Origin of the sequence: Rhodobacter maris, assembly GCF_900217815.1 — a bacterium.
Classification (GTDB): domain Bacteria; phylum Pseudomonadota; class Alphaproteobacteria; order Rhodobacterales; family Rhodobacteraceae; genus Rhodobacter; species Rhodobacter maris.
Map to the genome: position 1 here is coordinate 184,692 of NZ_OBMT01000004.1, position 23,837 is coordinate 208,528.

The window sequence follows — 23,837 nt, forward strand, 5'->3', positions numbered from 1 at the left end:
TGCAACAAGGAGAAGCCCGATGGGCCGGCGTCCCGAAGTCAGCCTGTTGAACCGACTCGCCCGTGAGAACAAGCGGATGGGACAGCGGCTGGCGCAACTTGAATTCCGCGAATTGCTTGCGGATCTGGAGAATCCGGCGCTGTTCGATCTGCGAATCGATTTCGGCACCCGGCTGCCGCACGCCGAGCCGTTCTGGCCTGACACCCAGACCACCCCGCTCGGGCGTCGGCTGCCACCGCTTGAGGTTCCGCTCGGCAAGATCGCCTGGGTCGAAGATCCGAAATCCCTGCCGGTGATCGCGATCCATGTCTCTGACCGCCCCGAAAACTGGCGCGACGGCTTTCGCGATCTGATGAAACAGCACGCAACCGCGCCTTTTGCCCGCCCGGTCTTTCTCTGCGCCAGCCTGCGACCGGTACCCTTTCTGGGGCGCTATGGTTTTGCGAACGAATTCGTGGGCCCGCTGGAGGTGACAAGACTCTGCGGCCGGATTGCGGCCCGTTATGGCTGTTTGCAGATTGTCGACCTCTTTGGAGGGAACAAACTCTGGCCGGAATGCGTTAATACTTGATTTTTGCGCTCTCTCTCATCATTTTGACATCTTTTCAACGCGATGACGTCAAATCGGTCCGACAGGTTCCGCGTTACCGAATGAAACAGATCGAGAAGCTCCCCATTTGCGGATCTTCTTGCACCAGATGGAGCACGCCGGATGAATACCAAGGGACAGGCATTTGCCTCGGTCTTCACACTCCTTCTCACGGCAGGCATCTGCCAGGCAGAGACCTGCGCCGATCGCGATCACGTGGTCAGCAAGCTGAAAAGCATGTTCGGCGAAAGCCTGATCGCGAATGCCGCGAGTTCCCGGGGGGATGGGGCAGTGCTGGAGGTCTATGCCACTCCGGATGCCGCCACCTGGTCGATCTTGGTGGCGCTGCCCGAGCGTGGCCTCGCCTGTCTGGCAGCGACCGGCAGGGGCCGCGAGGATCTGAACGCAGCTTTGAACATCGCGCCAACAACGCAACTGGCGCAGCGCTGAGAGACCGGCCCCGCCCGGCCCGAAACGGGGTAATCAGCGGGGGCGGCGCTCGTTGGCCAAAACACCGACAATCCGCGTCGAGGAATCATAGGTCAGCGGGCCGTGCTGGCAGACATCCCAGATGCCCTCGTCACGGCAGAATTTTTGCGCTGCCGTGAGCGTCACCCGATCCAGAATCCCGTCTGCGGTTCCGGTGACATAGCCGTGTGCGGCGAGTTCACGTTCGAGAACATAGACATAAGCTTGCATTTCGATCGCGCGCAGCCGCATCAGGCCGCGGCCAAAGGCCTGACCGTCAAGCGTTTCGAGATAGGCATAAGCGGCCTCGCGCGAGCGCACCGGATGGGCGCGATCATAAAGCACCTCCAGCCGCTCGGCAGATTCGTATTCATCGCCCAGCTCGGCGCCATGGTTTTCGACCAGCGCGCGCTGCTTTTCGCGGGCCCCGGGGATCGTCCAGGCCAATTTGCGATAGGCCCGCGCCAGCGAGATCAGCGCCTGCCGGTCCCCCGCATCGGCAGCGCCCTGAAGCGTCGCCAGCACTTTTTCCAGATCCAGATCCCGGATGCGCCGGGAACGCCGTTCATGGGCAATCAGCGCATTGCGCGCGGCATAGACATCGCCCGACTCGGCCAGACGACGCATCTCCCGCGCACCGAACGCCGGATCGGACAGGGGACCAAAGGCGCCTTGATGGTGCCAGACCGCGCGCAGCGCCTCGGCTCGGGGCAGGCCCCGCGCCACGGCGGCATCGATCACCCGCAGCGCCTCCTCGCCGCGGTGGGCGGCGATCAGCGCCTTGCTCAACTCGACTCGTGCCGCATCACTGCCTTCGGAGACCGCGCGGGTGAAATGGTCGATGGCGCGCGGCAGATCCTGCGGCAGCACCGTGGGCTCGGCGTAAAGTTTGCCGAGGCGCAGATCGGCAAGTGCATAGCCCCGTTGCGAGAGCTTCTCGTAAATCGCCACTGCTTGCGCGATGTCGGGGGGCGTCCCCGTGCCCGCCACATAGGCATCGGCGAGGCTCAACGCCGCCAGTTCGTCGCCGCTTCGGTTGACGATGTCTCGCAATTGCGCAACCCCGGCCACCGGGTCGGACAGGGTCCCGAACCGGCCCTGCAGATGGCCCGTCGCCAGCCGGACCCGGGCATAGGCGCTGCCCGCGTCGATCGCCTTGTCATAGGTGGCGATCGCATCGCCTGACCGACCAAGCTGTTCATAGATATCGGCGAGCCGGACCAGCGACGGCGCATAGCCTTCGGCGACAAGCGCCTCGTGCAGCACCCGCGCCCGGCCCAGATCAACCGGACCGTTGCTGCCGCTGCGGTAGCTTTCGGCCTCTTCATAGCGCGCTTGCTCTCCGGCAAGCACATCCTGCGCCTGCGCCACAACAGGCGCAGCACACGGGGCGACCAGAGCAAGGGCCACTCCAAACCGCACCAAGGCGCATTGCGCCACTGCCTTGAAACCCGACATTGTCCCCAGTTTCTACCTTACCGTGCCAAATAAGGCACTTTGCTTCTGAATTGCGAATAAGTCTTTTGGCTAGAGGCTGACAAGAGGTGTTGACTATCGTTAACATTAATCATCTTGGTAAGCTTGTCATCATCCGGAGCACGAAGTTTTTCTGCAATCAGGCCAAAAAGATGAAGCCTTCCCATCCCTCCCTTTCCGTTCTTCCGATTGCCCTTGCCGGGCTATGTCTTCTGGCTGACCCGCTCTGCGCTCAAGACGCCGATCCGAGCCTGATCGACCGGGAACTTGCGCATGGAATCGACCTGCGCAGCAATGCTTTCGCCCGCTGCATGGGGCTGCCCTCCTGCACCGTGGACGGCTTGACGCTGAGCGCGGAACGGGAAACCGTCGATGGCCTGGGCTGGCAACCCGCCGCCCTGTACTGGGACCCGATCGACGGGATCGGCATTCTGGACGGCGCACAAAACGACGAGATCGACATTGACGAGCGTCTGACCGTGCAGAGCGACACGGCCCTGACCTCTCTGGGAAGGATCTGGCTCAGCGATCTGTTTCTGGGCGAAGAGAAGCGCTACGGGGCACTCGGCAACGACAAGATCGAAGGCGTGCCAGACGATGTCGAGGTCGCCGGGATCGCACTCTGGTCCGGGCAAAAGGAACAGGCCCGGTTCATCGTGACCGGCAAGGACGTGCTGCCCGAGGATCCGTTTAACCAGCATGTTTCGGGCACCTTCCTTGAAGATGGCGACCTGCGGCGCCGGCTGTTGCTCAACAATGACATCATCACGGTGCTCTCTGCCGGCCGGGGGACCGGCGCGAATGCGATCGCGATCAGTACCGCCCTCGGGGAAGTTGATCAGGCCAAACGCGGCATTTTCGACGGCGTTGAAACCGTCGAGATTGATCTTTCGAGCATTCTGGCCGGATTTCGCGGCACGATCATGTTCCTGCAGGGCACACATAATTTCGATGCCGTTCAACGACTTGCCGCAACGCCGTCCGCTTGGAACGTGTTGCGGCAGGACGCGGTGCGCGATCGGTCCGTCGGCGATTGGTCCAATGGCGAACTCGGCGTTGCAATCAAGGAAGACGCCCCGACGGACAAGATCGTTTTCTTTTCTCCCTTCGATTCGTCGAACGACTTTTCAGTCGCGGGATTCGTCACGCGGAAGGATCTGATCCATGTCGCACAGCAATAACCATCGGCGCTGGACGCGCGTTTTTGTTCTGGCACTCTCCGGGGTCGCCTTTTGCTCGCAGGCCGTGGCCGCGGCCCTGTCACCGATGCTGTCCCAGCCCCCCGCTTCGGTGAAATCGGGCTGGTCAGATCTGCGGGCGCGCCTGGAAAAGGCCGAAAGCGGCCCGTCGCTGGACGAGGATTTGCTGGCCCTGGTCGCCGCGGCGGGCACGCCGGGTCGGGTGGAGGCGATGGTGCGCCAGTCTTACGCCATGGCGGGTCCGGAGCAGATTGCGGAGCTTGATCAGCTTTGGGTCGACACGCTGGTGCGCCTGGCCGATACCGAAGCGATGCAAAGCTATATCTCGATCCGGTCCTCGCTCACGCTCCCCGAGGCCGAGAGCGAGGACTATTATCTGCAGAACTGGCTGTGGAGAACGACGGTCCCGGCCGGCTGCGACGGCGATTGACGCCCCCGCGTCAGGAACTTTGGCTGCAGAATCTGCACGGCCGGGACAAGTGGATTTTCTTGCAGCGGCATGATGCTGCAGGCGACGAGAAGACCATGGAAAACGGCCTTCAAGGCAAAAGTGGCGGGCATCGAGATCCAGGGCGACCGTGAGGGGGGCCTTGGCCCAAGGGGGCCACAAAGCCCCCGAAAGCGGATCGGGTGGGCGCAGGATTTCGACGGTCTCCCAAACCTGCTGCCGTCGCCCGTCCCATCCCTGCCCCCCTCGCAAGACCGTGCCCGCGCCGACCCCGGATTTCGGTCTTTTCGCGCAGGTTCCGCGCCGTTAGCATGGCCCCATGTCTTCGCCCGCCTCCCCCCCTGCCGCACCGGCGCCCGCGGATTTGCCGCCGCTCGATGCGCTGATCGCCTGCCCGGCCTGCGATCTGCTCCTGCTGCGCGCACCGCTCGAAGAGGGGATCCGGCAAAGCTGCCCGCGCTGCCATCACCTCCTTTACGCGCCGCGCGCGCGGACCGTGGTACAGGTGATCGCGCTCTCGCTCACCGTGGCGATCCTGATGATCGGTGCGGTGTTTTTTCCGTTTCTGGAAATCTCGGCCGGCGGCATCAGCCACGAAAGCTCGGTTTTCGATGCGGCGATGGCCTTTTCCGACGGTATCCTGCTGCCGCTCTCCTTTGCCGTGATGGCGCTTATCGTGGTGCTGCCGCTGTTGCGGGTCGCGCTTCTGGTCTACACGCTCTGGCCGCTCGCACAGGGGCGCCCGGCATGGCCACTGGCGCGCCGCGCCTTTCGCCTCGCCGAGGCGGTACAGCCCTGGTCGATGGCAGAGATTTTCGTCGTCGGCGCAGTGGTGGCACTGGTGAAAATCGCCGGGCTCGCCACCGTCACGCTCGGCCCTGCCTTCTGGGCCTTCGCGCTGCTGGTGGCGGTCGTGACATTGCAAAACAACCTGCTCAACGACTGGACGATATGGACCGTGCTCGACACTCAGAAGAAGCGCTGACTGCGCGCGCCGCGGGGCTCGTGGGCTGCCGCGCCTGCGGCTGCGTCTCGCCCGTCGGCACCGCGACCTGCCGGCGCTGCGGCGCGCGGCTCGACCCGGTCCATGCGCTCAGCCTGCAGCGGGTCTGGGCCTGGATGCTCGCGGGGCTGATCTGCTACATTCCCGCCAATCTCTATCCGATGCTGCGCACCGCCACCGTCGGGAGCACGCCCGCCGAGAACACCATCCTCGGCGGCGTGGTTGAACTGGTTCATGCGGGCGAATGGGCGATCGCGCTGATCGTCTTTTCCGCCTCGGTGCTGGTGCCGATCGGCAAATTCATCGCCATCGCGGTACTGGCGCTGAGCCTGCGCGCGCATGCGACACTCTCAAGCCACCGCCGTCACCGTCTGCTGGAGATCATGGAATTCATCGGCCGCTGGTCGATGGTTGACGTTTTCGTGGTCGCCATCCTCTCCTCTCTGGTGCAGCTCGGCTTTGTCGTGCAAATTCACCCCGGGCCCGCTGCGGCCCTCTTTGCCCTCTCGGTCGCCTTCACCATGCTGGCGGCGCAAAGCTTCGACCCCAGGCTGATCTGGGAGAAAGATCAAGGCCCGCAGGCATGAACGACGACCCCGATCTTCCCCTCACCCCGGCCCGCCCGGATCAAACCGTGTCCGCGCCGGGGCTCATGAGCAGGATCTCGGTGGTCTGGGTGGTGCCGCTGGTGGCGCTGGTCGTCTCGCTTGGCGTGGCGTGGAAAACCTTTCAGGACCGGGGCGTGCCGATCCAGATCGCGTTCTCCGATGCCGCCGGGCTGGTGCCGGGCCAATCGGTGCTGAAATATCGTCAGGTGGTGGTGGGCAAGGTCGAAAAGGTGGGCTTCACCAATGACCTCACCGCGACCCTCGTCACCGTGCGCCTCGACAAGGAGATGGCGCCCTATATCGACAAGGACGCGCGTTTCTGGGTGGTACAGCCGCAGATCGGCTTCAGCGGGATTTCCGGGCTCGACACGGTGCTTTCGGGCGTCTTCATCGAGGGGCTCTGGGACAAGACCTTCACCGGGCCGGCGCCGGCCGTATTCACCGGGCTCAATCGCGAGCCGCTGGGCGCACCGCCCGGCTCGGGAAGCTGGGTGCGGCTCACCGCGCCCGATGGCGGCTCGCTGATCGAGGGCGCGCCGGTGCTTTACCGCGGTATCACCGTGGGCCAGCTGCGCGATCTGCGCGTGAACGAAACAGGCGATGGCGTGGTGATCGACGCCTTCATCAAGGCGCCCTACGACAAGCGCCTCACCACCTCCAGCCTGTTCTGGAACACCTCGGGCTTTTCCGTCTCGCTCGGCCCCTCGGGGGTGAAGCTCAATGTGCGCAGCCTCTCGTCGCTCATTCAGGGCGGCGTGGAATTCGACACGCCGGTCTCGGGCGGCCAGCCGGTCCGCCGCGGAGAGGCCTTCGCGCTTTTCGACGACGAGACCACCGCGCGCGACTCCATCTTTGCCGACACGACCGAGACCCGGGTTGCCTTGTCGATCTATCTCGACGGTTCGGTGCGCGGGCTGAAAACCGGCGATCCGGTCAACCTCAGCGGTGTGAAAGTGGGAGAGATCACCAGCATCGGCATCGACACCCTGCCCGCGCCGGGGGGCAGTCAGAGCGTCGTGCAGCGAGTCGATTTCGCGGTCACGCCCGAGCGGCTCGGACTTGCCGCAGGGGCGGACCGCGCCGATGTGCTGGCCTTCCTCTCTGACGAGGTGGCGCAAAAGAACCTGCGCGCACGGGTGGCAAGCGCGGGGCTTCTGGGCGGCTCGCTCGTCGTGGACCTCGTCTCGGTCGAGAATGCGCCCCCCGCGCTTCTCGAGATCGACGCCAAGCCCAATCCGGTGATCCCCTCGACCGCGCCCGAGATCTCCGATTTCACGGCCTCTGCGGAGGGGGTGATCACGCGGCTCAATGCGCTGCCCATCGAGCAGGTGATGGACTCTGCGATCTCGCTGCTCGACTCGACAACGAAACTGATCGGTCAGGACGATACACAAAAAGCGCCCGGCGCGCTTCTTGCGCTGATCGCCGATGCGCGCGGCGTGATTGCGGCGCCCGATCTGCAGGCCGCCCCGGCGGCGCTGCGCGGGGCGCTTGAGGAAACGCAGAAATTCATGGCCGATCTGAACAGCGCCGGCACCGTCGGCAGCGTTGGCGGGGCGATGGACCGCGCGAGTGCGGCGGCCGATGCCGTGACCGCGAGCGTCGAAGGGGTACCAAGGCTCGTCGAAACGCTCACCGGTCTTGGCGAGAAGGCGAATGCGCTGCCGCTCGACGAGATCACCCGCAATGCCGCCGATCTGACCGCCACGCTGAACCGGCTCGCAGGCTCGGAGGAAATGGCCGCGTTGCCCGCCGCGCTCAGCCAGTCGCTCGACGCTCTGAGCGTCATGCTGAAGGATCTCCAGGCGGGGGGCGCCACCGGAAACCTGAACGAGACGCTCGGCTCGGCGCGCAAGGCCGCCGATGCCGTGGCCGAGGCGAGCGCAAGGCTGCCCCAGCTCAGCGAAAAGCTCGAGGCGACGATCCGCGATCTCGACGGGGTGCTTGCAAGCTACGGCGCGCGCTCCGATTTCAACACCGAAACCGTGGCGACCCTGCGCCAGCTCCGCACCACCGCCGCCTCATTCGATACGCTCGTGCGGATGCTGCAACGCAATCCGCAATCGCTCATTCTCGGCCGATAGGAGATTTCATGCGCCCCCTTCCCTCTCTGATCCGTCCGGCGCTCCTCCCGCTCGTGCTCTGCGCGACGCTCGCGGCCTGCGGCGACGATGATGCGCTCTACCTGATCGAATTGCCCCCGCCCGCCGAACACTTGCCCGACCGGCTCGGCCGGGTCGAGCTGCGCGAGGTGGTGCTGCCGCAATATGCCACCGCCCCCGAGGTGACGGCGCAGGAGCCGGGCGGCGCGCTGCGCGCGCAAAAGGATGCGCTCTGGGCGGATGCGCCGGGCGCGGCGATCACTGGCGTGCTTGCGCGCCAGATCTCGGCGATGAGCGGAGCCACGGCCATCGCCGAACCTTGGCCGCTCAGCACACCGCCCGATCGTCGCCTCGAGGTGCGGGTGTCGCAAATCCTTGCCGGGGCGGACGGGGTCTTCCATCTGGACGGCCAGTATTTCGTCGCCCCGCTCGCCGGGCCGGGGCGCGACATCGCGCGGCGCTTCGAGATCACCGTGCCGCTCGCAAGCCCCGATCCGGCGGCGGTGGCAACGGCACAGGGGCAGGCGCTGCAAAAGCTCGCCCGGCAGATCGCCGTGCTCGACTAGGGCGCGCGGCGGCTCGGCGGCCGCTTTCAGCTTGGGTTTCGCGCTTTCCGGGCCTAGGCTTGCGCCATCGGTTGAAGTCCAAAGGAGGTTGTCATGATCCTGCGTCCTCTTCGTTCCGGCATGCTCGGCGCTGTTCTGGCCGGGCTCGTCGCTCTCCCATGGGCCACGCCACTTGCGGCACAGGAGCTGATCGGCGCTTATACCGCCTATATCGGTGCTGACGATCTTTACAACTCGAAGGGCGCGCGCCTCTCCGCCCCCTGGCAGGTGCTGCGTCAGGACCGGGCGAATTTCCATGAATTCGGCATCGCCCAGCGCGGCGACGAATGGGATCCGGTCTTCGGCGATGTCGACAACCGCGCCCTGATGGAGCGCATGGTGATGAACGGCTCGATCGAACCGGCCGCCGCGCGCAATATCATGGCGGGCGGCGCAACGGTCTTTGTGCGGATCTTCAAGGGCGCACGCGGCGATTTTGTCCGCGTCAGCGTTTCGCGCTGACAAATCCGTAACGCAGCCGATACCAGAGCCGCGCCAGCGCTTCGCGCAACGCAAGCGTGAACCGCTTGCGCAGGGGCAGATCTGGTGCGGACGGACAGGAAAGCGTGACGGCAAGCCCGAGCTGGCGTGCGGCAAGGCCGGCGCGCGCCGCGTGATAGGTGTCGGTGACAATCACGAGCCGCGCCCCGGGCGCGAGAGCCGCCGAAAAGGCGAGGTTTTCGCGTGTCGTGCGCGCGCGAGGCTCAAGCGTCAGCGCCGCCTCGGGCACGTCCGCGGCACGGCAGATCCGCGCCATCGCCTCGGCCTCGCTCGGCGCGGGGGGAAAGGCCGCCCCGGTCAGCACGAGGCCCGACACCTCACCCACCCGATAAAGCGCCACCGCATGGCGCGTGCGGCGCAAAACCGCCGCCGAGGGGGTGCCATCGGGCGCGACCCGCGCGCCAAGCACGACAGCAACCGCGTCGCTCATCTCCGTTTCAAAAGCCGCAGAAGCGGTGCCACGAGACCGTTCATCCCCGCCACCAGCCCCGCGCCGAGCAAAAGCGCGACGATCCCGTCGCACAGCGCCGTCACGGTCCAGGCAACCCCCGCAGCAGCCCCCTCGGGCCCCATATGCGCCACCGCTTCGGCCAGGTGATGGATCGCGTCATAGGGCGCGCCAAGCCCGAGTTCGGATGCCCCATGGGTGAGGATCGAGCCGCCGACCCAGAGCATTGCCGCCGTGCCCACAATCATGAGGGCCTGCAGGAAGCCCGGCATCACGCCCACGAGCCCGCGGCCCAGCGCCCGGGTCAGTGACCACCGCCCCCTGCGCGCGAAAAAGAGGCCGATGTCATCGGCCTTCACGATCAGCGCCACCCCGCCATAAACGACGGCGGTGATGCCGATGCCCACGAGCGCGAGCGCCAGCGCCTGTGTCCTGACCGACCCGCCTGCAGGCAGCGCGGCCAGCGCGATCGTCATGATTTCGGCCGAGAGGATGAAATCGGTCTTCACCGCGCCAGAGACTTTTGCCTCCTCCAGATGCGCGGGATCGGTGGGGGGCTCGGGCGCAAGCGCGGCAGAACCATGCGCGGGGCGCAAAGCGTGGAGCACTTTCTCGGCGCCCTCAAAACTGAGATAAGCCCCCCCGAGCATCAGAAGCGGCGTGATCGCGCCGGGCGCAAAAGCCGAGAGGATCAGGGCCGCGGGCAGGAGGAACACGAGCTTGTTGCGGATCGAGCCGAGCGCGATCTTGCCCACGATCGGCAACTCGCGCGCCGCAGCAAAGCCATGCACATATTTGGGCGTCACCGCAGCGTCATCGATCACCGCACCCGCGGCCTTGGCGCCGGCCTTGGCCGCCTGTCCCGCCACGTCATCGACCGAGGCGGCGGCGATCTTGGCGATGCCCGCCACGTCATCCAGAAGGGCAAGAAGGCCGCTCATGGGAGGCTCCGGATTTACAATCAGGTTTTTGCTTCCTTACGAGATCGCATAAGGATCCACAATGGGAAGGCCTGATCTTCGCACGCCGCCGCGATTGTTCTGCAAATTCGAATCTGCAACAATTAAGTTGTTTATTGACATGTCGATTTGAAGCACTCAGTTTCGCTTTCAGCAGTAGCCCTCATCCGCGATCATTCCGAACCCGCACAAACGCGAAGCTCAAAGATGTATGAAATACTCATTGAAACACCCATAAGATGGCTGATAACTAAGACGCTCGATAAATTATTTTCTGGCGGAGTAAATTTGCATAGCCTTCGCTCCTTCCGAGACAGGAACGAAATATTTAAAAAGAAATCCGAGCTTATATCCGATTCTGACCTTTTTAAATTTTATGGCAAGGAGGATCACATAATTTCCCACGCATCCGGAAAAACAGATTTTCTTCCCGCCTGCTATTTTATCAAGCCTCAAGAGCTTGAAACTCGAATTATCAAGCTTCGCTGGAGCGCCGAGAAAAGGAAATTATCACAAGATACATCAGACTTCACCGCGCCACTCTTGGACGAGCTCAGCAAGGCCACTATCAAGAAGAAAAAACATATCTTCGACGGCGAACCATTCTGCATTAAGTCCATCCAAAAATCAAAGAATAAGATAGAAATTTGCATTGCCCGGTGCAGTTATTTCGATTCCCTTAGAACGCATTTCTCCGCCGACGTAATTTTAAATGGAACAACACTTCGAAGAAAACTAGCGTCGGAAAATCAGAAGCTGCCGGATTTAGGCTCTCTAGAACTTACGTGGCACATGGGTGTAGTGGGCATAATCGAAACCGCCGACAATAAATTAATATTGCAACAGCGTAGCAAGAATGTGGCAAACCGACCAAACTCGCTTTCCGCATCCTGCTCGGGAACGATCGAAGGCAACGACATGTTGGAACTAGAGGAAGACTTCGACGGACGCGAGAGGATATACGGCGGTCTAAACAGAGAGTGCATTAAAGAAATCGGGGCATCATTTTCATCCAGAGAAAATTTGCCGACATTTCTTGGCGGAATCCGCGAGTATTACAGAATTGGGTTTCCAGATTTCTACTTCTACAGCAAGATCACGAGAACATCTGATGAAATAAAAAAATATTCAAAGACAGCCGAGGAACGAAGTGAGTTTTACAATCTTGCATTTTTTGACTTCAACTCCGCAGAATTTCTATCAAACCCTATCACAAAGAGATCAGATTTTGACAAGCGCGTCATTTCAATAAACAAGATTCTGCAAAAACGCGGCAACATAACCGCCATCATAGGCCTGTCACTCACATATGATTTCATACTGAGAAAGGCCAATAATGAATAGCCTCTCCCCAAACAAAAAGGCGCCCCCGCAGGAGCGCCTTTTCTTTTACAATCCCAGCTTCTTCGCCACGATCTCGTTCACCGCCTTCGGGTTGGCCTTGCCGCCCGAGGCCTTGATCACCTGCCCCACAAACCAGCCCGCGAGTTTCGGGTTGGCCTTCGCCTTTTCCACTTGATCGGGATTGGCCGCAATCACCGCGTCCACCGCCGCTTCAATCGCGCCGGTATCGGTGACCTGAATCATGCCGCGTTCTTCCACGATCTTTTCGGGCTCGCCCCCCTCGGTGAAGACGATCTCGAACAGATCCTTGCCGATCTTGCCCGAGATCTTGTCGGATTTGATCAGCCGGATGATCGCGCCAAGTTGCGCCGGGGCGACCGGGCTTTGCCCGATCTCGAGCCCGTCCTTTTTCAGCCGCCCGAACAGTTCGTTGATCACCCAGTTCGCGGCGAGCTTGCCATCTTCGGCGACCGCGACCACGGCCTCGAAGTAATCGGCATTCTCGACCTCGGCGGTGAGCACCGCGGCATCATATTCGCTCAGGCCCAGATCCTTGACAAAACGGGCCTTTTTCTCGTCGGGCAGTTCCGGCATGGAGGCGCCGATGTCATCGACCCAGGCCTGCTCGATCTCGAGCGGCAGCAGATCCGGGCAGGGGAAATAGCGGTAGTCATGCGCCTCTTCCTTCGAGCGCATGCTCCGCGTCTCGCCCTTGTCAGGGTCGTAAAGGCGGGTTTCCTGCACGATGCTGCCACCGTCTTCCAAAATGGCGATCTGGCGGCGCGCCTCATAGTCGATGGCGGCCTGAATGAAGCGCATCGAGTTCATGTTCTTGATCTCGCAGCGCGTGCCCAGATGCGAGAAATCCTGCGTTTGCTGATATTTCTCATATTGGCCGGAGCGGCAGACTGACACGTTCACATCGGCGCGCAGGTTGCCGTTTTGCATGTTGCCGTCGCAGGTGCCGATATAGCGCAGGATCTGGCGCAGCTTGGCCACATAGGCCGCCGCCTCCTCCGGGCCGCGAATGTCGGGGCGGGAAACGATCTCCATCAGCGCCACGCCGGTGCGGTTGAGATCGACAAAGGACATGTTGGGATCCATGTCATGGATCGACTTGCCCGCATCCTGTTCAAGGTGGATGCGCTCGATACGTACCTTGCGCGCCACGCCCGGCCCCATGTCGACGATGATCTCGCCCTCGCCCACAATCGGGTGATAGAGCTGCGAGATCTGGTAGCCCTGCGGCAGGTCGGGGTAAAAGTAGTTCTTGCGGTCAAAGGCCGAGCGCAGGTTGATCCCCGCTTTGAGCGCAAGCCCGGTGCGCACGGCCTGGGCGACGCAGAACTCGTTGATCACCGGCAGCATGCCCGGCATCGCCGCATCGACGAAAGCGACGTTCGAATTCGGCTCGGCGCCGAAAGTGGTCGAAGCGCCCGAGAAAAGCTTGGCGTTTGAGGCCACCTGCGCATGCACCTCCATGCCGATGACAAGCTCCCAGTCGCTTTTCGCACCGGCAATGACTTTCGGCTCGGGGGCGGTAAAGGCAAGGTGATCGAGCATTGCATGTTCCCTATCTGGCTTGAGCCCTTCTAGGACAGCCGCAGGCGCGGGGCAAGATGCGGGCGCACCGGGGGGCGCGCTGGGAAAAGCTCGCGTGGGGGCGCTGCCCCCACACCCCCGGGATATTTATGGCAAGATGAAAGGGCGGGTTTCATCTTGCTTCAAATATCCCGGGGTCCGGGGCAGCGCCCCGGCGCTTTCAGCCCGCGAGCCGCCCGACCATCTCGGCCAAATCGCGGCTGAGGCCCGGGGTGGCAGCAATGCGGGCGAGCGCGGCCTGCGCATGGGCCTGTCGCGTGGCGTCATAACGCCGCCAGGTTTCAAAGGCCGTCGACATCCGCGCCGCGGTCTGCGGGTTGAGCGGATCGAGCCGGATCAGCCAATCGGTATAAAGCGCATAGCCCGCCCCGTCGGCGCGGTGGAAGCCCGCGTGGTTGGCCGCAAACCCGCCCAGCAGGCTGCGGAAGCGGTTCGGGTTCTTCCACTCGAACCCCGGATCGGCGGCAAGCCGCGCCACCAGCCCGGCCGCCGCCTCGGGCGGCGTCAACACGGCCTGCACGGAGCGCCATTTGTCCATCACAAGCGGCTCGGCGCCCCAGCGCGCGGCAAAGCGCGCGAGCGCCGCGGCCGCCCCGCCCTCGGCCACGAGAACCGAGAGCGCGCCGAGGCTCTCGGTCATGTTTTCCGCCGCCTCGAAGAGCGCCTGGGCGCGCGCGCCGCTATCGCGCGTGGCGAGGAAGGCGAGCGTTGCCAGACGCAGGCTGCGTTTTCCGGCCGGGCCCGCATCGGGGCTGTAGGGACCGGGCACCGCCGCCCCCTCATAGGCGGCGACAAACGCCGCCTCATGCTTTTGGGCGAGCGTTTCCATCAGCTTGCGGCGCGCGGCATGGATTGCATCGGGATCTGCGGCCACGCCCTTCGAGGCGATCGCCGCAGCGATCTCATCTTCGCCCGGCAGCCGCAGGCACGCGGCGCGGAAGCCCGGATCGGCGCTCTCATCCGCGAGCATCTGCCCCACGGCCTCAAGGTAATCGGGCGCGGGCGCGCCGCCTTCCGCCATCGCCATCAGCGTCTCGCGTGCAAGGCTGCGCCCCGCCTCCCAGCGGTTGAACGGATCGGTGTCATGAGCGAGCAGGAAAGCCTGCTCGGCGGGGGTGGTGGCGCGCTCAAGCAGCACCGGCGCCGAAAAGCCGCGCAGGATCGAGGGGACGGGGCGCACTGCCAGCCCCTCGAAACGGAAGCTCTGCCGGGCCTGCGTCATCTCCAGCATCTCGGTGGGCCGCAGCTCGTTGCCATTGGGACCAAGCAGCCCCACCGCAATCGGAATATGCCGCGGAGGCTTTTCCGCCTCGCCCGGGGTGGGAGGCGTTTCCTGCACAAAGTCAAGCGTGTAGGTGCCGTTCTCAAAGCGCTCGGCCACCCGCAGCCGCGGCGTGCCCGCCTGCACATACCAGAGCTTGAACTGGCTCAGATCGCGCCCCGAGGCATCCTCGAACACCGTGATCCAGTCCTCGATCGTGCAGGCCTGCCCGTCGTGGCGTTCGAAATAGAGGTCAAGCGCGGCGCGGTAGCCCTCCGGGCCCAGAAGCCGCGCCAGCATGCCCACCACCTCGGCGCCCTTCTCGTAAACAGTGGTGGTGTAGAAGTTGTTGATTTCCTTGTAGCTTGAGGGGCGCGGCGGATGCGCCAAGGGGCCGGCGTCCTCGCGAAACTGGCGCGCACGCAGCGCCGCCACATCCTCGATGCGCTTGAGCGCCCCGAGCCGCACGTCGCGGGTGAAGCTCTGGTCGCGGAAGACCGTCAGCCCCTCTTTCAGGCAAAGCTGGAACCAGTCGCGGCAGGTGATGCGGTTGCCGGTCCAGTTATGGAAATATTCATGCGCGATCACCGCCTCGATGCGCTCGTAATCGGTATCGGTCGCGGTTTCGGGCGAGGCCAGAACCAGCTTCGAGTTGAAGATGTTGAGGCCCTTGTTCTCCATCGCCCCCATGTTGAAATCGTCAACCGCGACGATGTTGAAGAGATCGAGATCGTATTCACGCCCGTAGGCCTCTTCGTCCCATTTCATCGCGCGTTGCAGCGAGGCCAGCGCAAAATCGCAGCGGGTCTCGTCGCCCGGGCGCACCCAGATGTTGAGATCGACCTTGCGCCCCGAGGCGGTGGTGAACTCTCCCGAGGTGGCGCGCAAATCGCCCGCGACGAGCGCGAAGAGATAGGCGGGCTTCGGCCAGGGGTCGTCCCATTCCGCCCAGCCCTTGCCGAGCCCGACCGGGTTGCCGTTCGACAACAGCACCGGCAGGTCCGATTCAATGCGGACATGGAAGCGCGCCATCACATCGGGACGGTCGGGGTAGAAGGTGATCTTGCGGAACCCCTCCGCCTCGCATTGCGTGCAATAAAGGCCGTTGGACATGTAAAGCCCTTCGAGCGCCGTGTTCCTGGCCGGGGCGATTTCAACCTCGGTCTCCAGCGTGAAGGGGCCTTCGGGAAGCTGTTCCGCCAGGATCGTGAGCCCGGTCTTGGTGAGAGTATAAGCCCCCGGTGGCAGCGGCGCACCGCCGAGCAGGATCTCGCGCAACGTCAGTTCTTCACCGTCAAGATGCAGATCGGCGCGCCCCGCCCGCGGCGCGAGCTTCAGCTCCGCGCGCACTACCGTTGCCTCCGGCGCCAACCGGAAAGTCATGGAAATACTCTCGATCTCAAAAGGATAGGGTTTGTATTCGGAAAGAAGCGTCACGCCGTCCATATCATCCTCGCGCAAATGTTGCCCTCAAGCTAGGCGCCGCGCGCGCCTTCGGCAAGATGCCCTCCTGCCACCGCGGGACGCAGGCCCGGTTTCGCTTTTCGCTGGACAGGGGCGGTTGGAAGCACAAGATACCGCCCCAGAACAGGGAGGGCAGTATGACGAACCGCGTTGAGCGCGAAGGCTTGCAGGTGGCCGAAGAGCTGGCCGCCTTCCTCGAAACCGAGGCATTGCCGGGCTCCGGCGTGGCTCCGGGGCGGTTCTGGGCCGGGCTTTCCGCGCTGATCCACGATTTCGGGCCGAAGAACCGCGCGCTTCTCGACAAGCGCGAGGCGCTCGGCGCGCGGATCGACGACTGGCATCTGCATCACCGCGGCCAGGGCCATGACGCGAGCGCCTATCGCGCCTTTTTGAGCGAGATCGGTTATCTCGTGCCCGAAGGCCCCGGTTTCACCATCGAGACCGCCGGGACCGACCCCGAGATCGCCAGCCTCTGCGGCCCGCAACTCGTCGTGCCGATCACCAATGCACGTTATGCGCTCAACGCCGCGAATGCGCGCTGGGGCAGCCTTTACGATGCGCTTTACGGCACCGATGCACTGGGGGAGGCGCCAAAATCGCCGGGCTATGACCCCGCGCGCGGCGCCAAGGTGATCGCCTGGGCGAAAAAGTTCCTCGACGAGGCCTGCCCGCTGGTTGCGGGCTCCTGGGCGGGGGCCTCGAAGCTGCGCATCCAGGACGGTGGGCTCTTTGCCGAGGTGGCAGGCGAGGAAACCGGGCTCGCGAGCCCCGCGCAATGTGCAGGCTACCGCGGAGCGCCTGAGGCGCCCACGGAAATTCTGCTCAAGCACAATGGCTTGCATATCATTCTGAAGATTGACCCCGCGCACCGGATCGGCGCCTCGGACCCCGCAGGCATTGCCGATATGGTGCTGGAATCGGCCCTCTCCTCGATCATGGATTGTGAGGATTCCGTCGCCACCGTCGATGCCGAGGACAAGACGCTTGCCTATCGCAACTGGCTCGGCCTGATGCAGGGCACGCTGACCGAAACCGTCACCAAGGGCGAGAAAACCTTCACCCGCGCGCTCGCCCCCGACCTCAGCTTCACCGCGCCCGATGGCGGCACGCTCACCCTCAAGGGCCGCGCGCTGATGCTGGTGCGCAACGTCGGCCATCTGATGTCCACCCCGGCGGTGCGCTGCCGCGACGGGCGCGAGGTCTGCGAAGGGCTTCTTGATGCCATGGTCACCACGCTCTGCGCGCTCCATGATCTAAAAAAGGCCGAAGGGCCGCGCAATTCCGAGACCGGCGCGATTTATGTGGTGAAGCCGAAGATGCACGGCCCCGAAGAGGTGGCCTTTGCCGATGCCGTCTTCACCCATGTTGAAGAGGTGCTGGGCCTGCCGCAATATACCGTCAAGCTTGGCATCATGGATGAGGAGCGGCGCACCTCGGTCAATCTCAAAGAGTGCATCCGCGCCGCCAGGCACCGGGTTGCCTTCATCAACACGGGCTTTCTCGACCGCACCGGCGACGAGATCTACACCTCGATGGAAGCCGGGCCGATGCTGCGCAAGGGCGAGATGAAATCGCAGCCCTGGATTGCGGCTTACGAGGACCGCAATGTCGATATTGGCCTCAGATGCGGGCTCGCCGGGCGCGCCCAGATCGGCAAGGGCATGTGGGCCGCGCCCGACAACATGGCCGAGATGCTGAGCCAGAAGATCGCGCATCCGATGGCCGGGGCAAATTGCGCCTGGGTGCCCTCGCCCACCGCGGCGACGCTGCACGCCACACATTACCACCGCATCGACGTGAAGGCGCGCCAGCGCGAGATCGCGGCCTTGGCCCGGCCCGAACGGCTTGACGACCTGCTCACGATCCCGCTTGCCGCCGGGCGCAACTATTCCGAGGCCGAGATCGCCGCCGAGATCGAGAACAACGCCCAGGGCATTCTGGGCTATGTGGTGCGCTGGGTCGATCAGGGGATCGGCTGCTCCAAGGTGCCCGACATTCATGATGTCGGCCTGATGGAAGACCGCGCCACCTTGCGCATCAGCGCGCAGGCGCTCGCAAACTGGCTCCATCATGGGGTGGTGAGCGAGGGCCGGGTGATGGAGGCGATGCGCAAGATGGCGAAGGTGGTGGACCGGCAAAACGCCCATGACCCCGCCTACCGCCCGATGGCGCCCAATTTCGACGGGCTCGCCTTTCAGGCCGCCTGCGATCTGGTGTTCCTCGCACGGATCCAGTCCTCTGGCTATACCGAGCCGGTGCTGCACCAGCGCCGCGCCCAGGTCAAAAAGGAAGCGCAAGCATTGAGCGAAGTACAATAGGAACGGCGCTGGGCCATGGTGTCATGTCGGCCGAAGGCGGACAACAAGGACCGGTATCAGACTTCTGTCAAGCGCGACGAATGGGAAACGATCCTGCCGGAATTCGTGTTCCGCAAGACCGGGGGAGCTCTGAAGGTTTCAGGGAATCTTGGGTATTTGGGAAGCGCAATCCGCGAAGTGAGGATTGCGAATCCGCGCATTAGCCGCGTCCGATTGTATTGAACCAGTGAAGTCCTGCGCATGCGACAAAGGAGAACGTGGCAATCAGTATGACGATGGACGACAGCATCAAACGTTGGACAGCGAAGCGGAAGACGGCGCTCGTTATCGAGATCATTCGTAACTGACCGGTTGTTACCGCAGGGATTGGGCCTTGATGCGGGCGACGCGTTCCGCGTCATTGACAAAGTCGTCGAGGAAGGCGTGCCAGGTTTTGGTGTTGATACGTGCGCCTCTGAGCATGTCTTTTCGCTCATCGATGCCATCATCGGTCGGGGCGGTGATAGTGTCGTCGGGTTCGATGTCGACGCGGATGATCGTTCCGCAGCTTGGGTTGTCGCCATTGCAGACGATTTCTTCGAGAAGCTCGGGGGCTGCGCCCAGCATGTTGGCGACGTAGTCGATGGTGCAGACATGAGTGATGGCGGCCATCAGGCGGCCTCGGGTCGCGTTTCGGGAAGCTGGGACCAGTTCCAAGGCGAAAGTCATCAAGGCGGGTGTCTTCGGCGCGCAGGCGAACGATATGGGCTGCACTTTGGTGCGCACTATCGGACTGGTGCGGGTGAAGGCGAAGATCGGGATGAAGAACCTTGCCTACAACATGCGACGGCTGACGCAACTGCGCCGCCTGCCCCCATCCGGGCGTGGACCTCAGGCCGAGGGGGGCAAAGCGCGCCGGGACCGGGCGGAAGGGTCGCTGATCACGTCCCCAAACATCACAGCAAGCCGTTTCCGGCAGTTTTCAGGCGGTCAAACAGGCTTTGAGCCGCGGGAACGGTGAAAAATCGAGGTGCCCTCAGATGGGTCGAGACAGAAATGCATTATGATCTCGGCGTAGGCCGCTGAAACCAAGAAAAGTTGGATATCTTCTCGAAAGCACCGCCCGACGTGAGCATCGGTTCGATCTGGCGGCCTTTGTCAGTGCTACGGCCGGTTGTGTGGCATGGCTGATCAAGCGGACCAACAAGAAGTGCAGATCCGCTCAATCAGCATCGAAGAAGAAATCGTCACGAGCAAGCCTCTTCCTGCGAGCGGCTCAAGGTGTGACAGGCTCACATGAAGAGGAAATCATTTTTTGTGAGCTCACCCGCGCTGATACCAAGAAGGTAAATCGTCTGCCCCTCGTAATTCAGCGACACCCCCAGCGTGCCGCCGACGACAGTATTGGTGATATCAAGCGCATCGAAATAACCGTTGAGGCCAGAGCCCGGCGCATTTTCGATGCCCGAGAGCCGCAAAAGATCCAGCCCGCCCTCGAAATCGAGGATCACATCGGTGTCGCCGGAAATCATTTCGTTGAAAAGGAACACATCCCGACCGGCACCGCCCGACATCGTGTCATTGCCAGCGCCACCATTGATCATGTCGTCGCCCGCATCGCCATAGATCAGGTCGTCCCGATCTCCGCCCGCGAGGAAATCGTTGCCGGTGCCGCCGCGGATCGTGTCGTCGCCCTCGCCGCCTCCAATCGTGTCATTCCCGGCGTCTCCCGAGAGACTGTCTCGGCCCGAGCCGCCGCCCATTGCGTCATTGCCATCGCCACCGAAGAGCGTGTCATTGCCGAAGCTCGCGCCCATCACGTCTTTGCCGAGCCCACCGCTCATGGAATCGTCGCCCGCGCCGCCGTTCACGGTGTCATTGCCCGCAGAGCCGAGGAGCGTGTCATCGCCCATACCGCCCCCCATGAAATCGTTGCCCGCACCGCCATCCATGCTGTCGTTGTCGAGGCCGCCGCCCATCAGGTCATCGTCATCGCCGCCATCGAGGGAATCATTACCCTCCGCGCCGGAAATGTTGTCCGCGCCGGTGTCGCCGTGGATCGTGTCGTTGCCGTCATTGCCGCGAAGCCCGTCGTCGCCCGCGCCGCCATAGAGCAGGTCATTGCCACTGTCGCCCGAGAGCAGATCGTCACCGCTGCCGCCTGAAAGCGTGTCATTGCCGCCCAAGCCACTGATCGTGTCATTTCCGTCGCTGCCCGCGATCATGTCGGCGCCCGTGGTGCCGTTCACGTCGAGCGCGGCCGGGGTGACGGTGGCGGAAACGGCAGAGGTAACGCTCTCATGCGTGCCGAAGAAGTCGGTGTAGCTCAGTCGCGCCGCGATCACATGGCCCTGATCGGCGGAGGTAAGCGTGTAGGTGGCCGCGGTCGCGCCCGAGATCACCACGCCGTCGCGCAGCCATTGCCAGCTGCGCGTGGCGGTATTGATACCATCCGCATCGGCGACCGTCGAAATCGCACCGAGCACGGAACCCACCTGCGCCGCGCCCGAAAGCGTTACAGAGCCTGTCGGCGCCGCATTCACGTTGGTAATCGTCCAGGAGAAACTGTCGGTAATGGTGATCGCGCCGTCCGAGGCTGTGACGGTCACTTGCATCGGCGCGCCCCCGGCCACCGCCGAGATCGTACCGGAAATCACATGCCCGGAAAGGCTCAGGCCGGAGGCGAGGCCGCTGACGGAATAGCTCAGCGTATCGCCCTCTGGATCGGAGAAATAATCCGCCAAATCAAGGGAGACCGATCCCTCATAGCTCGAGAGGGTGGCGGGCAGGTTCGACACCGGCGCGCTGTTGACCACAAGCCCGGCAAGCGTTGTCCAGGAGTAAGAGACATCGGCAAACTGCACATATTCGAACCCGCTCAGCAGCGTGCCGTTGTAGAGCAGCGAGCTCGACGTGGGCGCCGAGAGCAGGGCAGCATTGAAATTCCCTTCGAGAATGGCAAGGTCGGTGCCCGCGCCGCCGTCAAGCGTATCTTCGCCGCCGCCGCCCATCACCGTGTCATTTCCAGCGCCGCCCGCGAGGCTGTCACCCAGCGCACTCCCAAACAGCCGGTCTGCCGAACCGGTGCCGGCAAGCGTGCGCGCGCCCGACGTGTCGAAGATGAAATCCGAGGCGTCGAGCGTGTCGGCATCGACGCCGGTGAGAAAGATCTTGTGTTGCAGCCCGCCCCAGGTGGTGGCGAGCACCGCATCGGTGCCATTCTCCGTGTCGAGGATCTGTGCAACCTGTGCAACGCTCGTGATGCCCCAGGCGGAGAGGTCGATCCGGTCATATCCAGCCGTGAAATCGGCGACCGTATCGGTGCTCACAGAACTCCCCGCAAGCAAAGACATGCAGAAGACGTCATAGCCGTCATGGCCGTAAAGCGTGTTCGTCCCGGCGCCGCCGATGAGCGTGTCATTGCCGCTGCCGCCCAGAAGCCGGTCGCCACCGCCGCCGCCAAAGATCTGATCGTCGCCGTTGCCGCCATTGATCGTATCGGCCACCTCGCTGCCAAAGAGCCGGTCTCGCCAGCTTGTGCCGACCATGTCGAGCGCGGTCGAGGGGCCGAAGATGAAATCGGAGGCGCTCAGGGCCGAAGCGGTGACATTGCTGATGCGCAGCGCGTGATATTCACTCCCGTACCACGCATTGAAGTAAGCATCGGTGCCATCGACAGTGGTGAGGATTTCCTGAAGCATCTCGAAACTTGAGATCCCCCAGGCGGAAATGTCGATTTTGTCGCCCGCGGTGAAATCGGCGATCGTGGTAGTGTCGCTTGTGCTGCTGCTACGCGCAAAGACAAAGAAAACGTCATTGCCAGATTGCCCGTAAAGCACGTTGGTGCCGGTGCCGCCACTGAGGCGATCATCCCCATCGCCACCGAAAATTGTGTCATCACCGCCCGCACCGTTGATTGTATCCCCGACAAGGCTGCCGAAGAGATAATCTGTCGAGGTGTTACCGACCATGTCTATCGGAGTGCCCGCAGTATCGAAAATGAAATCGTTTGCGGTAAGTGCTGCGGCATCGACATTGTTGATCCGGATCGAATACAGATAACCGGAAAAATAGGCCCGTAGATAGGCGTCGGTGCTGTCGACGGTTTCGAGAATCTCCTGAATCTGGTCGAAACTCGAAATCCCCCATGCGGAAACGTCGATCCGGTCGCCTGTGGTGAAATCACCAATCGTAACATTCTGAGTGCTTGAGTAGGATGTGCCGCGCGCCGAGACGACAAAAACATCGTTGCCGGATTGACCGTAGAGCAGGTCGTTCCCGCTGTCGCCGCGCAGCGTGTCATTGCCGCTCCCGCCAAGAAGACGGTCATCGCCAGAACCGCCGCGAATGGAGTCATCGCCCGTGCTGCCAAAGAGCCGATCACTGTCACTCGTGCCGATGATCGTACTGGCACCTGCTGTGCTGAAGATGAAATCCGCCGCCGTCAGCGTCGAGGCCGCGATGCCACTGAGCTGGATGGAATAACTGACACCATCATATCGGGCATTGAAATAAGCATCGGTACCATCGGCGATCTGGAGTATATTTTGGATCTGATCGAAGCTGGAAATTCCCCAGGCAGAGACATCGATCCGTTCACCGGGCGAAAAGTCTTTAATCGTGATGATCTGCTGGTTGGAATAATAATACCCGCCGAGGCGTTCGGAAACTACGAACAGATCAACCCCGGCTTGTCCATAGAGAGTATTTTCACCGGTTCCGCCGTTGAGTGTGTCATTGCCGTCGCCGCCGCGCAACGCGTCATTGCCTGCCCCGCCAGTGATCAGGTCCGAGCCAGTTGTGCCGAACAACCGATCATTGTCGGTCGTGCCGGTAATCTCGCTCGCCCCTGCAGTGCTGAAAACAAAATTCGACGCGGTGAGGGTCGAGGCGGCAAAGTCTCTGATCTGTATCGAATAGTTGACAGCGTCGTACCAGGCATTGAAATATGCGTCAGTGCCGTCCACGACCTCAAGTATGCTCTGAATCTGGTCGAAACTTGAAATTCCCCAAGCAGATACATCGATCCGGTCGCCGCTCGCGAAATCAGCGATTGTAATAACCTGCTGATTGTAATAATAATATCCGCCAATACGCTCGGAGACCATGAAAAGGTCGTTGCCCGCTTCGCCATAGAGCGTATCGTACCCGGTGCCGCCGTTAAGCGTGTCATTTCCCGCACCGCCATAGAGCAAGTCACTGCTGCCATAGCCATAGAGAATATCATTGCCGGAAGTGCCCGTCAGGGTATCGTAACCAGAAGTACCTTCGATAATGCTCATGGCAATGCGCTCCAGACCGGTTTGGTCAAATCAGGTGTGAGAATCAGCAAAGTCGCAGTCAATGCGCGTAATTTCACGCGCCTTTGGGAGGCAGTCAAGGATCTGAATGCCCGACTTGCACGGAAAATGCCTCCCGTAGACTGACGATCTCAATGGCGCGCAACCGCGCCGATTTGCCGCC

18 protein-coding genes and 1 pseudogene are annotated in these 23,837 nt (G+C 62.7%); 12 read left to right on the forward strand and 7 right to left on the reverse strand.

All coding sequences use genetic code 11. The features are described from left to right. Window positions 1–19: 19 nt before the first annotated feature. Together CRO22_RS08675 and CRO22_RS08680 are read left to right on the forward strand one after the other, a co-directional pair. Window positions 20–571 carry a hypothetical protein gene (locus tag CRO22_RS08675; RefSeq protein WP_097069744.1) on the forward strand — a complete coding sequence of 184 codons (552 nt, stop codon included), beginning with the start codon at window positions 20–22 and terminating at the stop codon, window positions 569–571. 141 nt (window positions 572–712) lie between these two features. After that, on the forward strand, window positions 713–1,039 hold the full coding sequence (locus CRO22_RS08680; RefSeq protein ID WP_097069745.1) for a hypothetical protein: 327 nt from the start codon (window positions 713–715) through the stop codon (window positions 1,037–1,039). 33 nt (window positions 1,040–1,072) lie between these two features. Here CRO22_RS08680 and CRO22_RS08685 read toward each other — a convergent pair whose 3' ends face one another. Beyond that, window positions 1,073–2,515 carry a tetratricopeptide repeat protein gene (locus CRO22_RS08685; protein ID WP_097069746.1) on the reverse strand — a complete coding sequence of 481 codons (1,443 nt, stop codon included), beginning with the start codon at window positions 2,513–2,515 and terminating at the stop codon, window positions 1,073–1,075. Window positions 2,516–2,604: 89 nt separating this feature from the next. Here CRO22_RS08685 and CRO22_RS08690 point away from each other — a divergent pair, with 89 nt between their 5' ends. From CRO22_RS08690 to CRO22_RS08720, 7 genes are all read left to right on the forward strand, one after another. Next, entirely contained in the window at window positions 2,605–3,714 is a 1,110-nt protein-coding gene (locus CRO22_RS08690; RefSeq protein WP_097069747.1) for a hypothetical protein, read from the forward strand. Then, the gene (locus CRO22_RS08695) at window positions 3,698–4,162 is read left to right on the forward strand and encodes a hypothetical protein (protein ID WP_097069748.1); all 465 of its coding nucleotides are present in this window, start codon (window positions 3,698–3,700) and stop codon (window positions 4,160–4,162) included. Before CRO22_RS08690 ends, CRO22_RS08695 begins: the two co-directional genes overlap by 17 nt. A gap of 337 nt (window positions 4,163–4,499) precedes the next feature. Then, on the forward strand, window positions 4,500–5,165 hold the full coding sequence (locus CRO22_RS08700; protein WP_097069749.1) for a paraquat-inducible protein A: 666 nt from the start codon (window positions 4,500–4,502) through the stop codon (window positions 5,163–5,165). Further along, window positions 5,132–5,770, forward strand: coding sequence for a paraquat-inducible protein A (locus CRO22_RS08705; RefSeq protein WP_097069750.1), 639 nt, complete (start codon window positions 5,132–5,134; stop codon window positions 5,768–5,770). The genes CRO22_RS08700 and CRO22_RS08705 overlap by 34 nt, the downstream gene beginning before the upstream one ends. 65 nt (window positions 5,771–5,835) lie before the next feature. Then, on the forward strand, window positions 5,836–7,875 hold the full coding sequence (locus tag CRO22_RS08710) for a PqiB family protein (protein WP_176518597.1): 2,040 nt from the start codon (window positions 5,836–5,838) through the stop codon (window positions 7,873–7,875). 8 nt (window positions 7,876–7,883) lie between these two features. Further along, entirely contained in the window at window positions 7,884–8,459 is a 576-nt protein-coding gene (locus tag CRO22_RS08715; protein ID WP_097069752.1) for a PqiC family protein, read from the forward strand. A gap of 93 nt (window positions 8,460–8,552) precedes the next feature. Then, window positions 8,553–8,960 (forward strand): hypothetical protein, encoded by a 408-nt coding sequence (locus CRO22_RS08720; protein ID WP_245860922.1) that lies wholly within the window; start codon window positions 8,553–8,555, stop codon window positions 8,958–8,960. On the opposite strand, the gene CRO22_RS08725 is transcribed toward CRO22_RS08720, so the two are convergent. Together CRO22_RS08725 and CRO22_RS08730 are read right to left on the reverse strand one after the other, a co-directional pair. Further along, on the reverse strand, window positions 8,944–9,429 hold the full coding sequence (locus CRO22_RS08725; RefSeq protein ID WP_097069753.1) for a YdcF family protein: 486 nt from the start codon (window positions 9,427–9,429) through the stop codon (window positions 8,944–8,946). The genes CRO22_RS08720 and CRO22_RS08725 overlap by 17 nt on opposite strands. Continuing rightward, the gene (locus CRO22_RS08730) at window positions 9,426–10,388 is read right to left on the reverse strand and encodes a DUF808 domain-containing protein (protein ID WP_097069754.1); all 963 of its coding nucleotides are present in this window, start codon (window positions 10,386–10,388) and stop codon (window positions 9,426–9,428) included. Before CRO22_RS08730 ends, CRO22_RS08725 begins: the two co-directional genes overlap by 4 nt. A gap of 225 nt (window positions 10,389–10,613) precedes the next feature. Between CRO22_RS08730 and CRO22_RS18655 the strand changes: the two genes are divergently transcribed. Then, on the forward strand, window positions 10,614–11,750 hold the full coding sequence (locus CRO22_RS18655; RefSeq protein WP_141399431.1) for a hypothetical protein: 1,137 nt from the start codon (window positions 10,614–10,616) through the stop codon (window positions 11,748–11,750). 45 nt (window positions 11,751–11,795) lie between these two features. Here CRO22_RS18655 and gatB read toward each other — a convergent pair whose 3' ends face one another. Further along, complete coding sequence (gene gatB, locus CRO22_RS08735) at window positions 11,796–13,313, reverse strand: Asp-tRNA(Asn)/Glu-tRNA(Gln) amidotransferase subunit GatB (RefSeq protein ID WP_097069755.1); 1,518 nt, start codon at window positions 13,311–13,313, stop codon at window positions 11,796–11,798. Between the two features lie 199 nt (window positions 13,314–13,512). Further along, window positions 13,513–16,059: an aminopeptidase N gene (gene pepN / locus CRO22_RS08740; RefSeq protein WP_097069756.1), complete on the reverse strand. Its 2,547-nt coding sequence runs from the start codon at window positions 16,057–16,059 to the stop codon at window positions 13,513–13,515. Between the two features lie 155 nt (window positions 16,060–16,214). Here pepN and CRO22_RS08745 point away from each other — a divergent pair, with 155 nt between their 5' ends. After that, entirely contained in the window at window positions 16,215–18,395 is a 2,181-nt protein-coding gene (locus CRO22_RS08745; protein ID WP_097069757.1) for a malate synthase G, read from the forward strand. A gap of 354 nt (window positions 18,396–18,749) precedes the next feature. Here the strand turns inward: CRO22_RS08745 and CRO22_RS08755 are convergent, their stop codons facing one another. Then, window positions 18,750–19,046, reverse strand: a complete 297-nt coding sequence (locus tag CRO22_RS08755) for a hypothetical protein (protein WP_097069758.1) — start codon at window positions 19,044–19,046, stop codon at window positions 18,750–18,752. Window positions 19,047–19,110: 64 nt separating this feature from the next. Between CRO22_RS08755 and CRO22_RS08760 the strand changes: the two are divergent. Further along, a pseudogene (locus CRO22_RS08760) lies at window positions 19,111–19,251 on the forward strand (IS5/IS1182 family transposase); the annotation flags it as partial. Between the two features lie 415 nt (window positions 19,252–19,666). Here CRO22_RS08760 and CRO22_RS19320 read toward each other — a convergent pair. After that, a complete protein-coding gene (locus tag CRO22_RS19320; RefSeq protein ID WP_097069759.1) occupies window positions 19,667–23,656 on the reverse strand; it encodes a M10 family metallopeptidase C-terminal domain-containing protein in 3,990 nt (1,329 codons plus the stop codon). Window positions 23,657–23,837: the final 181 nt, after the last annotated feature.

What these genes read in the sequence shown, in the direction of transcription:
- CRO22_RS08675 (WP_097069744.1), top strand. Translation starts at nt 20, where the DNA reads ATGGGCCGGCGTCCCGAAGTCAGCCTGTTGAACCGACTCGCCCGTGAG.
- CRO22_RS08680 (WP_097069745.1), top strand. Translation starts at nt 713, where the DNA reads ATGAATACCAAGGGACAGGCATTTGCCTCGGTCTTCACACTCCTTCTC.
- CRO22_RS08685 (WP_097069746.1), bottom strand. Translation starts at nt 2,515, where the DNA reads ATGTCGGGTTTCAAGGCAGTGGCGCAATGCGCCTTGGTGCGGTTTGGA.
- CRO22_RS08695 (WP_097069748.1), top strand. Translation starts at nt 3,698, where the DNA reads ATGTCGCACAGCAATAACCATCGGCGCTGGACGCGCGTTTTTGTTCTG.
- CRO22_RS08700 (WP_097069749.1), top strand. Translation starts at nt 4,500, where the DNA reads ATGTCTTCGCCCGCCTCCCCCCCTGCCGCACCGGCGCCCGCGGATTTG.
- CRO22_RS08705 (WP_097069750.1), top strand. Translation starts at nt 5,132, where the DNA reads ATGGACCGTGCTCGACACTCAGAAGAAGCGCTGACTGCGCGCGCCGCG.
- CRO22_RS08710 (WP_176518597.1), top strand. Translation starts at nt 5,836, where the DNA reads ATGAGCAGGATCTCGGTGGTCTGGGTGGTGCCGCTGGTGGCGCTGGTC.
- CRO22_RS08715 (WP_097069752.1), top strand. Translation starts at nt 7,884, where the DNA reads ATGCGCCCCCTTCCCTCTCTGATCCGTCCGGCGCTCCTCCCGCTCGTG.
- CRO22_RS08720 (WP_245860922.1), top strand. Translation starts at nt 8,553, where the DNA reads ATGATCCTGCGTCCTCTTCGTTCCGGCATGCTCGGCGCTGTTCTGGCC.
- CRO22_RS08725 (WP_097069753.1), bottom strand. Translation starts at nt 9,429, where the DNA reads ATGAGCGACGCGGTTGCTGTCGTGCTTGGCGCGCGGGTCGCGCCCGAT.
- CRO22_RS08730 (WP_097069754.1), bottom strand. Translation starts at nt 10,388, where the DNA reads ATGAGCGGCCTTCTTGCCCTTCTGGATGACGTGGCGGGCATCGCCAAG.
- CRO22_RS18655 (WP_141399431.1), top strand. Translation starts at nt 10,614, where the DNA reads ATGTATGAAATACTCATTGAAACACCCATAAGATGGCTGATAACTAAG.
- gatB (WP_097069755.1), bottom strand. Translation starts at nt 13,313, where the DNA reads ATGCTCGATCACCTTGCCTTTACCGCCCCCGAGCCGAAAGTCATTGCC.
- pepN (WP_097069756.1), bottom strand. Translation starts at nt 16,059, where the DNA reads ATGGACGGCGTGACGCTTCTTTCCGAATACAAACCCTATCCTTTTGAG.
- CRO22_RS08745 (WP_097069757.1), top strand. Translation starts at nt 16,215, where the DNA reads ATGACGAACCGCGTTGAGCGCGAAGGCTTGCAGGTGGCCGAAGAGCTG.
- CRO22_RS08755 (WP_097069758.1), bottom strand. Translation starts at nt 19,046, where the DNA reads ATGGCCGCCATCACTCATGTCTGCACCATCGACTACGTCGCCAACATG.
- CRO22_RS19320 (WP_097069759.1), bottom strand. Translation starts at nt 23,656, where the DNA reads ATGAGCATTATCGAAGGTACTTCTGGTTACGATACCCTGACGGGCACT.